The organism is Acuticoccus sp. (genome assembly GCF_965213555.1).
Taxonomy (GTDB): Bacteria; Pseudomonadota; Alphaproteobacteria; order Rhizobiales; family Amorphaceae; genus Acuticoccus.
Genome location: NZ_OZ243890.1, coordinates 934,532 through 946,433, shown reverse-complemented (window position 1 = coordinate 946,433; position 11,902 = coordinate 934,532). Strand labels below are relative to the sequence as shown.

At 69.4% G+C, this 11,902-nt stretch carries 14 protein-coding genes, 1 tRNA gene and 1 pseudogene; 10 read left to right on the top strand and 6 right to left on the bottom strand.

Annotated elements, in window-relative coordinates; translation table 11 throughout:
* Nucleotides 1–49: 49 nt before the first annotated feature.
* A pseudogene (locus ACOOE8_RS04700) lies at nucleotides 50–466 on the bottom strand (hypothetical protein); the annotation flags it as partial.
* A gap of 660 nt (nucleotides 467–1,126) precedes the next feature.
* Here ACOOE8_RS04700 and ACOOE8_RS04695 point away from each other — a divergent pair.
* Nucleotides 1,127–1,771 (top strand): helix-turn-helix transcriptional regulator, encoded by a 645-nt coding sequence (locus ACOOE8_RS04695; protein WP_420393697.1) that lies wholly within the window; start codon nucleotides 1,127–1,129, stop codon nucleotides 1,769–1,771.
* Nucleotides 1,772–1,801: 30 nt separating this feature from the next.
* Here the strand turns inward: ACOOE8_RS04695 and ACOOE8_RS04690 are convergent, their stop codons facing one another.
* The 4 genes from ACOOE8_RS04690 to ACOOE8_RS04675 form a co-directional block, all read right to left on the bottom strand.
* Nucleotides 1,802–2,113: an antibiotic biosynthesis monooxygenase family protein gene (locus ACOOE8_RS04690; protein WP_420393696.1), complete on the bottom strand. Its 312-nt coding sequence runs from the start codon at nucleotides 2,111–2,113 to the stop codon at nucleotides 1,802–1,804.
* Nucleotides 2,114–2,210: 97 nt separating this feature from the next.
* Entirely contained in the window at nucleotides 2,211–2,825 is a 615-nt protein-coding gene (locus tag ACOOE8_RS04685; protein ID WP_420393695.1) for a hypothetical protein, read from the bottom strand.
* Between the two features lie 55 nt (nucleotides 2,826–2,880).
* Entirely contained in the window at nucleotides 2,881–3,492 is a 612-nt protein-coding gene (locus ACOOE8_RS04680; protein WP_420393694.1) for a hypothetical protein, read from the bottom strand.
* A gap of 14 nt (nucleotides 3,493–3,506) precedes the next feature.
* Nucleotides 3,507–4,154, bottom strand: a complete 648-nt coding sequence (locus ACOOE8_RS04675; RefSeq protein ID WP_420393693.1) for an inner membrane-spanning protein YciB — start codon at nucleotides 4,152–4,154, stop codon at nucleotides 3,507–3,509.
* Nucleotides 4,155–4,260: 106 nt separating this feature from the next.
* Between ACOOE8_RS04675 and ACOOE8_RS04670 the strand changes: the two genes are divergently transcribed.
* Genes ACOOE8_RS04670 through ACOOE8_RS04660 form a run of 3 tightly spaced genes read left to right on the top strand, consistent with a single transcriptional unit; the run spans nucleotide 4,261 to nucleotide 6,480 of the window.
* On the top strand, nucleotides 4,261–4,866 hold the full coding sequence (locus ACOOE8_RS04670) for an ATP-dependent Clp protease proteolytic subunit (RefSeq protein ID WP_420393692.1): 606 nt from the start codon (nucleotides 4,261–4,263) through the stop codon (nucleotides 4,864–4,866).
* Entirely contained in the window at nucleotides 4,863–5,696 is an 834-nt protein-coding gene (locus tag ACOOE8_RS04665) for an aldo/keto reductase (protein ID WP_420393691.1), read from the top strand. Before ACOOE8_RS04670 ends, ACOOE8_RS04665 begins: the two co-directional genes overlap by 4 nt.
* A gap of 4 nt (nucleotides 5,697–5,700) precedes the next feature.
* Nucleotides 5,701–6,480, top strand: coding sequence for a YdcF family protein (locus ACOOE8_RS04660; protein ID WP_420393690.1), 780 nt, complete (start codon nucleotides 5,701–5,703; stop codon nucleotides 6,478–6,480).
* Here ACOOE8_RS04660 and ACOOE8_RS04655 read toward each other — a convergent pair.
* Complete coding sequence (locus ACOOE8_RS04655) at nucleotides 6,417–6,737, bottom strand: DUF3253 domain-containing protein (protein WP_420393689.1); 321 nt, start codon at nucleotides 6,735–6,737, stop codon at nucleotides 6,417–6,419. The genes ACOOE8_RS04660 and ACOOE8_RS04655 overlap by 64 nt on opposite strands.
* Nucleotides 6,738–6,812: 75 nt before the next feature.
* Here ACOOE8_RS04655 and ACOOE8_RS04650 point away from each other — a divergent pair, with 75 nt between their 5' ends.
* The 6 genes from ACOOE8_RS04650 to ACOOE8_RS04625 all read left to right on the top strand — a co-directional run bounded on the left by ACOOE8_RS04650 (nucleotide 6,813) and on the right by ACOOE8_RS04625 (nucleotide 11,879).
* Nucleotides 6,813–7,460 (top strand): glutathione S-transferase N-terminal domain-containing protein, encoded by a 648-nt coding sequence (locus ACOOE8_RS04650; RefSeq protein ID WP_420393688.1) that lies wholly within the window; start codon nucleotides 6,813–6,815, stop codon nucleotides 7,458–7,460.
* Between the two features lie 46 nt (nucleotides 7,461–7,506).
* Nucleotides 7,507–7,581: transfer RNA gene (locus tag ACOOE8_RS04645), tRNA-Val, on the top strand.
* Nucleotides 7,582–8,030: 449 nt separating this feature from the next.
* A complete protein-coding gene (locus ACOOE8_RS04640) occupies nucleotides 8,031–9,194 on the top strand; it encodes a sialate O-acetylesterase (protein WP_420393687.1) in 1,164 nt (387 codons plus the stop codon).
* 2 nt (nucleotides 9,195–9,196) lie between these two features.
* Nucleotides 9,197–10,030 (top strand): hypothetical protein, encoded by an 834-nt coding sequence (locus ACOOE8_RS04635; protein ID WP_420393686.1) that lies wholly within the window; start codon nucleotides 9,197–9,199, stop codon nucleotides 10,028–10,030.
* A 108-nt stretch (nucleotides 10,031–10,138) separates the two neighbouring features.
* The gene (locus ACOOE8_RS04630) at nucleotides 10,139–10,648 is read left to right on the top strand and encodes a superoxide dismutase family protein (RefSeq protein WP_420393685.1); all 510 of its coding nucleotides are present in this window, start codon (nucleotides 10,139–10,141) and stop codon (nucleotides 10,646–10,648) included.
* 139 nt (nucleotides 10,649–10,787) lie between these two features.
* Complete coding sequence (locus ACOOE8_RS04625) at nucleotides 10,788–11,879, top strand: DctP family TRAP transporter solute-binding subunit (RefSeq protein WP_420393684.1); 1,092 nt, start codon at nucleotides 10,788–10,790, stop codon at nucleotides 11,877–11,879.
* Nucleotides 11,880–11,902 lie beyond the last annotated feature (23 nt).

Here is an 11,902-nt window from a genome sequence, read left to right as displayed (position 1 = left end):
CGTCGATGTTCGGCGCGCCCTGGGCGGCCTTCTGAAGGATGTCGACCGTGTGCGTGCCGTCACTGTCGACGGTGAAGGTGAAGACGAGGGGCTGCCACACGTCCCAGCCGCCGGTCTTGGTGTTCTGCTGCGCCGTCTCAGTCCCGTCGATGGTGAGCGAGATCGGCCGGTTGGCGCTCGATCCGGACGCCACCCTCAACGTGATCGCATAGGTGCCGGCCGGCGCGTCGAAGGTGAAGCGCGCCTTCGACCCAGTCGAGGTGCCGTTGATGTCGAGGTACCCGTCTCCAGTGTAGCCGCGCCAGAGGCCGAACTCGTTGTACGTCAGCCCGGGCCCGCTCTGCGTCGTCCCGCCAGCGGAGTTGTCCTCTCGGGTGCCGTTCTCAGTCCGGTAGATCGTGCCAGTTGCCGTGGCGTCGAGAATCTCGACGACTTCGCCTTGGAGATATTGGGTCTCAATCGCCATCGGTACCATCCAACCTTAACTCGGTGCCAAACCGTCGGGGCTGCGGAAGACGTGTGGTGACGCGTGGACGCCCTCGAGCGGGGTCGACGACCGACGTTCCTTGTTGGAACCGTCGGACCTGCTGTCGATCTGCTTGAAGGTATCTAGAAGTACGAAGAGGAGCTGGAACCGCGGGTGCTGCCGCGTTGCTGCCTTGTTTGAAGTGCTGTTAATGCCGGCTTTTAGCGGGGACGGCCCACCGAGGAGAAGTCCGCAAACGGCTCCTACTTGCTATTACCCAAAGTAGTGCGGTGGTGACGGCAGGGGTTGTTTGCAAACTAGAATTGTAAAGTGTGTCTTATCGGGGTCCAACCTCCAGCGATGAGACGCACAGATCAACTTCAGATGATCCCTTATGATTTGATCTTACACCTTAAAGTTTTGCGCGGGCGACGTGGCCTCCAACGTTTCGCCTTTTAGATACCTGAAACCGTTCCGGAGATGTCCCTCAAAGGGTTTCCAAGCGTTTGCGCGTCGTGTTAAGCAACCGACCGGGCGACCGCCTTGTGGAACAGCTCAAGGGACGCGAACGTGATCGAACCGCACCGACCGAGCGCGCGGCTCCTCAGTCACAGCTCGTACCGGCCGACGTCCGTCGAGCCGCGCCACGATGCATTGGTCATGACGAGCGTCCACGCGCTGCTCGATGGACTGTCGGATCGCGTCGTCATCCTCGACGGTGACCGTTGCGTGACCTGGTGGAACCTTGCGGCAACGAAGTCGGGCGGCATCCGGCTGGGTCCGCTGAACGCCCAGGAGCTGTTGTCGCCGTTCGTCGGCCAGCTGCAAGCCGAGCTCCATCCGTGGCCCGCCGCGCCCGTCACGCTGGAGTTCATGCGTGCGCCGAGCGGCACCGTGCGCGTGTCCATCGTTCCGCTGACGACGTTGGTGCTCGGTTCGCCGAGCGCGCAGCTCGAGCGCGGGTGCGTCCTCATCCTCAGCGAGCCGCCGATCGAAGAGATCACCTCGCCGCCGGACACCGTGGTCTCCATCGACGGGCTGACGCGGATCGAGCGGCAGCTCGTCGAGCACATCACCCAGGGCAAGACCGTCCGCGTCGCTGCGGCTGAAGTCGGGATCGCCTACAACACGGCGCGCAAGTACATGCAGCGGGTCTACGCCAAGATGGGCGTCAAGAAGCAGGGCGAGCTCGGCCGGCGACTGAACGGCGGCCCGCAGTCCACGGGGCTGGCCCTCGGCGCCAGGGTGGACCGCCGCCTCGAGGGGGACGAGCGTCTGCGGGCGCGCCTCACCTCCCGCCGCTGACCGGCATCTTTCAGCGGGACTCAGCGCCGCTCACACGGTCTGGATGACCTCGAAGCTCTCAAGCTCGGGGTGGCCGAGGTACATGGGCTTGTTGTCCCCGGCGCCGGCGTGGGCCTTGCGAAACGCCTCGGAGCGCGTCCAATCCGTGAAGGCAGCCTCCGACTCCCACACCGTGTGGGACGCGTAGAGCACGTGGTCCTCGCGCTCGGGGCCCTTGAGCAGGTGGAACTCCTTGAAGCCGGGCACCTCGTGCAGGTGCGTGTCGCGGCCGAGCCAGACCGCCTCGAAGTCGGCCTCCGAGCCGCGTCGCACACGGAAGCGGTTCATGGTGATGTAGGCCATCGGCGGTGTCCCCTCACGTTCGACGTCGTCCGGTGAGCTTAGCCGGCTCGGGGCGCGATCGTGAGTGGTGCGAACGGCCGCACCGGGCGAAGCGGGGTCACCGCTCGAGCTCGTCGCGGGTGAGCGCGGCGATCAGGCGGACGTAGTCCTTCCGGTCGACGTGCTTGGCGATCGCGGCGGCATCCGCGCCGAGCCCGTGGCGCTCGGCGGCCTTGAGCGCGAGCTTGTCGGCGAACGGGTGGATCTCGTCCCACACCTCCTGCGCCTCGCGGAAGAAGATGTCGACGGCGACGTCGCCCATCCCCTTCACCACCTTCAGGCGTCGGCGCAGGTCACCGACGTCGCCGTCCGCGGCCTCTCGCATCCTGCGCAGGTCGCCGCCGTACTCGGAGATGAGGTGCTCGGAGGCGTCGCCGAGGATCGTCGCGGTGCGCTCCTGGTACTGGGCGAAGCCGCCGGCGTTGAGCGCCTTCACCCGGGCATCCCAGTCCGCTTCGGCCATCGCCTTCGCGGTGCGCCAGCCGGCCTTGGACAGCTCCCGCGCGGACTGCGTCGCAAGGTGATGCTGGATGCGGTTGGCGTAGAGGATGCACGCGGTCAGCCAGCGGAACAGCGCCGAGGGCTGGTTCTTGGCGATGGGGATCCTCAGCTCGTCGCAGAACGTCTGGCCGTGCGCCTCGAGGAGCTCGCGCACCGTGTCCGCCCTCGCCATGGCTCGCCTCCCGTCTTCGGGGCGAACCGGGCTGCCGACGATCCGTTCCGCAGCGCTACTGGGAAAGCTCCTCGCGGGTGAGGGCGGCGACGAGGCGGGCGAAGTCCTCCTGGCACACGTGCTCGGCAAGCTCCTGCGGCGTCGCGCCGAGCCCATGGCGCTCGCTGGCCCGCAGCGCGAGGTCGTCGGCGTAGGGGTGGAACTCGGGCCAGGCGGTCTGCACCTCGCGCAGGTAGATGGTCGCGGCGACGTCGCCGACCCCCTTCACCTCCTTCAAGAGGCGCCGGACCTCGTCGACGTCGCCGTCCGCCGCCGCGCGCAGGCGCCTCAGGTCGCCGCCGTAGCGCTCGAGCACGAGGTCCGCGGCGTCCTTGAGGATGGTCGCGGTCCGTTCCGAGTACTGGCCGAACTTGTTCCAGCCGAGCACCTCGGCGCGCTCCTCCCAGCTCGACGCCGCCATCGCCTTGGCCGACCTGAGGCCCGACTTGAACACCGCCTTGGCGGCCGTCGCGGCGAGGTCGCGCTGGATGGGGTTGGCGTACAGGATGCACGCTGTGAGCCATTGGAACAGCGGCTGCGGCGTGTTCCTCGCGATCCTGATGCCGAGCTCGTCGCAGAACGTGCGCCCGTGCGGGTCGAGCAGCTTGGCGACGTCGGGCGTCGCCACGCTCGGCCGATCCCTCAGGCGCCGCGGGTGGCAGGGTTGAACGACGACTTCGCCCCGGCCGGCGGGCTTTCGGTGAGCTCAGCGCCCTCTTCGGCGTGAAGGTTGTCGCGGATGAGGGGCCAGTTGATCGCCAGGAACACGAGGTTGAACACCGGCGCGATGGTCTTGAACCACGCCCAGAACTCCACCGACATCGTCCGCCACACCACCTCGTTCAGCGCCGCCATCAGGGCGAGGTAGATCACCATGCGCAGCGACAGGACCCACCACGCACCGTCGGTGAGGCGAAAGCCGTCCTGCAGCGACCTCTTGAGGAGGAGCTGCCCGAAGACCAGGCCGATGAGGATCGCGAGGGCGCCGCCAGCGTTCACGACGGTGGCGCGGAACTGGATGTAGTCGGCGTCGCCCAAGACGACGGTGAGCGCGCCGAACAGCGCCGCGAGGATCACCATGCCGGCGGGGATGTAGGGGAAGTGACCCTTCTCGAACCACGAGTAGGAGGCAGCCACCGCCGTCGCGACGACGAACAGGATCGTCGCGAGGTTGAGGTTCATGAGTTGCAGCGAGACAACGAAGACCAGCGCTGGACCGATCTCGATGGCGAACCGTTCGAAGAGCTTCGCCTTGTTGACGCGGGCCCAGGGAGTCGTCGTGTCGGTCATCGTACCACCTCCATCGGGCCTAACCCGTGGGCCCTGCAAACGATCCCGCGTTTGCCTTTCCCCGAGCGCCCTCATAGATAGCGCGCCTGGATCGATGGGGATTTGAATGCCGATATTCCACCGCTTCGACGATGACGACGAGGACGAGGAAAAGCTCAAGAGCCAACAGTCGATCCCCGTCGACAAGCACCTGTTCGACGCGCGCCAGGTGATGATCGTCGGGCAGATCTCCATGGACCTTGCAAGGGACGTGTGCCAACGGCTCCTCGCGCTGGCGCACGTCTCAAACGACCCGGTCACGGTGATCGTGTCGTCGCCAGGTGGCCACGTGGAGTCGGGCGACATGATCCACGACACCATCGGCATGATCAGCCCGCGCGTGAACATCCTCGGCATGGGGTGGGTCGCCTCCGCGGGGGCGCTCATCTACATCTCCGTGCCCAAGGAGCAGCGCTACTGCACGCCCAACACGCGCTTCCTCCTGCATCAGCCGTCAGGTGGCGCGGGCGGCGCGGCCTCCGACATCGAGATCCAGGCCCGTGAGATCCTCAAGATGCGCGAGCGACTGAACCAGATGTTCGCGGCGGCCACCGGCCAGCCCATCGAGCGCATCGAGAAGGACACCGACCGGGACCACTGGATGGGCGCCCAGGAGGCCATCGACTACGGCCTCGTCGGCAAGGTCGTGCGCCGCGCCGAGGAGATCGGGTGAGCGCGGCGGGCGGCACGTTCGACGTCGCCGGCGTCTCGATCCCGAAGCTCGGCCTCGGCACCTTCGACATGGACGGGGAGGCCGCCGTCGTCGCCGTGTCCGAGGGGCTGAAGGCGGGCTACCGGCACGTCGATACCGCTGAGATGTACGGCAACGAGCGCGCCGTCGGCGAGGGGATCCGCGCCTCGGGGTTGCCGCGCGAGGACGTCTTCGTCACCACCAAGGTCTGGCACGACCACCTCACCGACCACGCCATGCAGTCGGCGGCCGAGGCGTCCCTCGACCGGCTCGGCGTGGGGCAGGTCGACCTCTACCTCATCCACTGGCCGAGCCCCGACGTCCCCGTCGCCGAAGCCGTCCGCGCGCTGTGCCGCATCCGTCACCGCGGGCTCGCGCGCGCCGTCGGGGTCTCCAACTTCCCTGCCGCGCTCGTCGAGGAGGCGGTGGCTGCGGCGGACGTGGAGCTTGCGGTCAACCAGGTCGAGTATCACCCCTACCTCGACCAGGACCCGGTCCTGTCGGCGGTGCGGCGCAACGGGATGGGGCTCATCGCCTACTGTCCGATCGCTCGCGGCAAGGTGCTGCGCGACGAGACCATCGTCGGGATCGCCGAGCGGCACGGCGTGTCGCCGGTGGCGGTCACGTTGGCTTGGCTCATCGCCCAGGACGGCGTCATCGCGATCCCCAAGTCGCGCTCGCCACAACGCCTGCGCGAGAACTTCGCCGCCGCGACGCTGACGCTCACCACGGAGGAGCACGCAGCCATCGACGCGCTGCGCTCGCCGTCCGGGCGGCTCATCGACCCGGACTTCGCGCCCGCCTGGGACTGAGCGGGTGGAGGCGCCGGAGCTCCTGTTCGCGTTCGCCAAGCCCGCGAACGCGATCTACGCGCTCCTCGTCATCGGCCTCGTCCTTGCCTTTGCGGGGCGACGGCTCGGGCTCACGCTCGCGGCGGTCGCGACCGTCCTTTGGGGCGTCGCCGCCTACCTGCCGGTGGGCCAGTGGCTGCTTCGGCCCCTCGAGGAGCGCTTCGCGGCGCCCGAAGAACTCGGACCCCTCGACGGCATCATCATCCTAGGCGGCTACCAGGAGCGGCATTCCGGCGAGGCCTCGCCCCACGGGGTCGCGGTGAACGACGCCGCGGAGCGGCTGCTCGCGGGGGCGGCCCTTGCACGCCGCCACTCCGAGGCGCGGGTGGTCCTCACCGACGCCTCGGGCGTGGAGCCGTCGGCGCGCTTCCTGGAAGCGATGGGGATCGCGCGCGAGCGCATCGTCCTCGAGGGTGAGGCGACGTCGACCCTCGAGAACGCGCGCCTCGTCCGCGACCTCGTCCGGCCGCGGGACGGCGAGCGCTGGGCGCTCGTCACCTCCGCCTACCACATGCCGCGCTCGGTGGGCACGTTCCGTCGGGCCGACTGGACGGGCCTCGTGCCGGTGCCGGTGGACCACATCGCCGCGGAGGGCGCGCTGCTGCGCGAGGCGCCGCTGGCGCCCGAACGGGGGCTGAGGCAGCTCGAGGTCGCGACGCGCGAGTGGGCAGCGCTCGCCTACTACCGCCTGGACGGACGGACGGACGCGCTGCTGCCGTCGCCGTCGGACGCCGCCTCGCCGTAGGGGGGCTGCGACAGGCGGATCGGTCCGCGCGCGGCGAGCGGGTCGACGGCCCGACCCCGCTGCGTGGCGACGAGCAGGCCCTCGCCGGCGAGCTGCGCTGCGACCTCGCGGACACGGGCCATCAGCGCGCGCCACCTGCCGTCCTTTGCGATGACGCGTGCCGCCTCCGACGGGCACAGGCTGGCAGGTGCGCGAGCCGCGGCCAGCGTCAGGATCGCGTCGGCGATCTGCGCGTCGGTTGGCCGAGCCGCGGTCATCAGGACGCTGCGACGCAACCGGTCGGCTGCGAAGCCATTAGACGAGGAGGGGTCGGCAGGCTGCGGAGCAAGGGCATGACGTACACCATCGTGATCGGCGACAAGGCGGCCTCCTCTTGGTCCATGCGACCGTGGTTGGTGCTCGACCACTTCGGCTTCGAGTACGAGGAGGTGGTGGTTCAACTCGACCAGCCGGAGACGAGGCCGACCATCCTCACCTACTCGCCGGCCGGCAAGGTCCCCGTCCTCATCGACCGCTCCTTCGCCGTCTGGGACAGCCTCGCCATCATCGAGTACCTGGCCGAGACGCGGCCGGATGCGGCGATCTGGCCGGAGGCCCCCCAGGAGCGGGCGCTGGCCCGCGCCCTTGCGGCCGAGATGCACTCGGGCTACGCGGCACTGCGCGCCTCCTGCCCGATGAACCTCACCGCTTCCCGCACGCTGCGGCGCCGCGGCGGCGCTCCGGCCCAACGCGAGGTGGACAGGTTCGAGGCGATGGTGCGCGACCGCGCCATGCGCTCCGAGGGGACGTTCCTGTTCGGCGAGTGGTGCGCGGTCGACGCCATGTACGCGCCGCTGACCTCGCGCCTCACCACCTATGGCTGGCCCATGGAGGAGGCGACGCGGCGCTACGTCGACGCGGTGCAGGGCGAGAGGAGCTACCGTCGCTGGCTGGAGGCGGCCCGCGAGGGGGCCTCGCACGGGGCTGCCCACGCTGCCTGAGCCTTGCCTCCCGGCGTCCGAGGGCGTATATCGCCGCGCTCGGGATGGGCGCGTAGCTCAGCGGGAGAGCATTCCGTTCACACCGGAAAGGTCACTGGTTCAATCCCAGTCGCGCCCACCACCCATCCGCACCGACACAAGATCCGACCGAAGGGTTCCGCAGCCGCCGCAGCGCATGGTTCCCGTGCGGAAGTAGGGGAGCGAGCCGTCGCGACACGGGCGGGGCAAGGGCTTTGCTCGCCCCTCCTTGCCTTCTTCTGATCCTCGGCACGGGTCGGCCGCGCCACAGGCGTCGGCACTTGTCCCCGTTCCGGCCGTCGCACGTCTCGACGGCACGGGAGCCGCGCCGCCTCGCGGCGGAGAGCCTCGGTTGCGTCGGTCGAGCTGCGCCGCCAACGCGCCGGCACCCCATCCCCGATCGCTGCGCGTTCCTGGACGCGGCACCGAAGCGCCGCTCCGCACCCGGATGCCGGCCAGCGCACCGCCTTATCCACGGGACGGACGACGGAACTATCCTGGCCCCGGGTCGCCAACGGAGCGCACGCGGCGCGCAATGGACGGGGTGCGGTGATGACAATGATGCTTGGAAGCCTCGGCTTCGGGGTCGTCGCGGGCGGCATCCGCCCCGTCACCGTCGGGATCATCAGCAAGATCAGGGTCGACGTCTCCGGCAACACGGCCGCCGTGAGCTGGGATCCGCCTCGCATCACCGGCGGCGCCATCACCGGCTACGTCCTCCAGGTCTCCGACGACGGGGGCAGTCGCTGGACGACCCTTTCCACTCCGACCGCACCGTCCGCCCAGGACGGGGCGTGGCGCCCCGGACGCCTCTACCGCGCCGCGTCCCTCGTCGAGAGCTACCCCTCCAAGGAGGCGCGTGCCGGTGACGGCGACGCGCGGACCGTCCACGTCGTCCTCCTCGCCGGCCAGTCGAACATGGTCGGCGCGGCGGTGTTCGATGGCGGCGCCGACTATCCGTCCGGCGTCCTTGCGGTGTCCGGCGACGCCCTCGTGCAGGCGAGCTCGCCGCTCGATCATCCAGCCTCGACCGCGGACGATCCCCGCACCCTCGGACCGTCCCTCGGCTTCGCCATCGACTTCGCGGCGGCGCGGCCGGATGAGCACCTCGTCCTGGTGCCGGCTGCGGTGGGCGGGACCTCCTTCGCGGACGACAACTGGAACCCTGGCGACCACAACTTCGCTCAAGCGGTCGCAAGGTCGAACACCGCGGTCGGGCTCAGGCCGCACGCGCGCTTCACGATCCTCTGGGCGCAGGGCATCTCCGATGCGCTGGCCGAGCAGCCCGACGTCGACGCCTACGCCGGCCGCCTCGACGCGATGATCGCTGGCCTGCGTGGTGAGGTCGCCGGCGCCCTCGATGCACCGATCTTCCTCGCGGCTCTGCCGCCGGCGTTCGTCGCCGGCGGCAGCAAGGCAGCGCAGGTCAACGCCGCCATCGTCGACACGCCGAAACGCGTCGCGAACGCCATCGTGGTCCCCACCGACAACCTGACGCTGGAGGACGAGTACCACTACGACGCGCCGTCCTACCGCGCGCTCGGCCGGCGCTTCTACGCGGCCTTCGCCGGGGAGCCCATCGACCTTCGCGGCCCCGGCTCGGGCTCGATCACCGTCATCGGCGGGCAGGATGAGTTCACCGTCTCCTCCGACGAGACCATCGCGGACATCTCCGCCACGGGCGGCGAGGAGCAGTTCACCGTGGAGAAGGATTGAACATGGTCCACTACATCTACAAGCGGCAGTCCGATCCCGATACGGCGTGGCGGCTCGAGACCGGCCCGCTGCCCGACACGCGAACCGGCATCGCCGCGGGCAGCTACATCGCCCGCGCGGTCTCCGAGGTTGCCCACGAGTTCGTCGTCACCGCCGCCTCCACCGGCAACCCGGGGCCGAGCGCCCTGCTGGCCAGCGCGACGGCGACCTACTTCTTCGGCGGCGACAACGCGGCGATGACGGCTCAAGGTGGTGGGCAGGCGTTGACGCCGGTCGCTGCCGCGCCGAGCCACGCCGCCGGCTATGTGACGCCGGCGGTCGGCCGCAACGGACTTCGATCCCCGGTGGACGACGCCGACGTCCTCTCCGTGGCGTGCGTGTTCCGCGCGCCGGAGCGGGCGCTCCTCGTCGGCACCCAGGGTGACGGCGACAGCTACGGCTGGTCCCTCGCGACGTTCAACGGCCGGCGCTACTTCCAGATCCGCGCCGCGCTGCTGCCCGAGTACCAACAGGAGCCGACGAACCCTGCGGCGACGTTCCTCGCCGAGGTGCTGGTCCTCGACCGGCCGGGCGGCGCCGCGCGCCGCGTCGCCGGCAACGCGGCAGGGACGGACGAGGTGTCCGAGCTCACCGGGCCGAGCTGGGCCGCGCCGGGCCAGGTGAACAAGGTGAGCCTTGGCGTCGCGAACGGCGGGGGTGGAGCCTTCGACGCCGCCGCGGCGGACTTTGCAGCGCTCGCCATCTGGTCCGGGACCGCGCTCACCGTCGCGCAGGCGACGGCGGTGATCGGCGAGCTGCGGTCCGCGTGCGCGAGCCGTGGCATCACCGTGCGGTGAGCCAGGACGGCGCCGCAGCGTGGCGATGGTTCGCCGCGGCGGGGAACGTCTTCCTGAGGGCAGGGTTCGCCCCTCGACCGCGGATCCACCGCGACGGAGGAGAGTCTTATGCGAACCTTAGCCTTGGCGCTCGTCGCCGGCCTCGCCGCCTCGGCCGCCCATGCCCAGGGGACGACGGCGACCGCCTCGTTCATCGACGCCGACGGCGAGACGATCGGCACCGCGACGTTGACCGAGACGCCGAACGGCGTGTTGATCGAGGTCGACGTGGAGGGAATCGAGGCTGGCGAGCACGGCTTCCACGTCCATGAGACCGGCGAGTGCGATCCCGCGACGGGCTTCGATTCCGCCGGCGGGCACTACGCCGCGGGCATGGAGCACGGCTTCCTCGTAGAGGGCGGTCCGCACCCCGGTGACATGGCGAACGTGTTCGTCGGCGAGGACGGCACGCTGCGTCACGAGGTGGTCAACGACCGCGTTTCCATCGAGGGCGGCGACAACCCGCTGATGGACGACGACGGCTCGGCGCTGATGATCCACTCCGGTGCCGACGACTACACCACCCAGCCGGACGGCGCGGCCGGGGGCCGGGTCGCCTGCGCCGTCATCGGCATGTGAGGGCCGTGCGCACCTGGTAGCGAACGGGCGTCTCCCACCGGGAGGCGCCCGCTTATTGTTCGCTCGCCGGTGAAAGTTTTTGCTTTCGATTGGTTGCGTTGCCCCATAGCATTCCTGCGCAAACGGGATGGGGGACGACATGGCTGATTGGTCGAGCCGGATGAAGGCCGCCGCGGCATGCGCAGCGGCGGCCGCGCTGATGATTGGCGTAGCCGGCACTGCGGGCGTCGCGCGGGCGCAGGACCACACGATGGCGATCGCGCACCTGTCGCCGGGCTCGCTGGACAACGCAATCCAAGTCGCGCTGACGCACTTCAAGTCGCAGGTGGAGTCCAAGACCGACGGGGCGGTGGAGGTGGAGATCTTCGCTGCCGGGCAGCTCGGCTCCGAGGTCGAGACCGCCAAGCAGGCGCAGGGCGGCGACCTCCTCCAGTCGACGATCATCTCGTCGGGGGCGATGAGCTCGTTCTATCCGCGCTACCAGGTCATCACCGCACCGTTCCTGTTCCCGAACTACCGCGTCGCCCATGCCTTCTTCGACGGCGAGTGGTTCGCCGACTTCATGTCCGGGACCGTCGAAGAGGCGGGCCTGCGCTACCTCGGCACGTTCGACGATGGCGGGGGCTTCGTCGCGTTCACCAACAACGAGCGGCTCATCAAGACCCCGGCCGACATCGAGGGGCTGAAGATCCGCGTCGAGGAGAACCCCGCCCACGTCGCAACGATGAAGGCGCTCGGCGCTTCGGCGACGCCGCTGCCGTGGGGCGAGGTCATCACAGCACTGTCCACGGGGCTCGCGGACGGACAGTTCAACGCTCCTGGCGTCAGCCGAAACTTCAAGCTCTGGGAGGTGAACGACTACACCACCCTGTCAGGGCACGTGTACAACTCGCAGGCCTGGCTGGTCAGCGAAGAGTGGTTCCAGTCCCTGCCGCAGGAGTACCAGGAGGCGATCGTCACCTCGGCACGCGAGGCGATCGAGCTCGCCCACGGCATCAACTCGCTCTACTCCATCATCGGCTGGGAGATGTCCTGCGAGGAGTTCAAGGAGTGCTACGTGCTGCCTGCCTCCGAGCGCGATGCGATGGCCGAGATCGCCCGCCCGGCGTGGCGCGAGTGGATCGTCAACGACTTCGGGATTGCGGAGTCCGAGGTCGATGCGCTGCTCGGCGAGGTCGAGCGGCTGACCGCGGAGTTGCCGGCGGAGGACCTAGAGCGCTACGGCCGCTGACGACGCCGGCGCAAGGGCTCGCC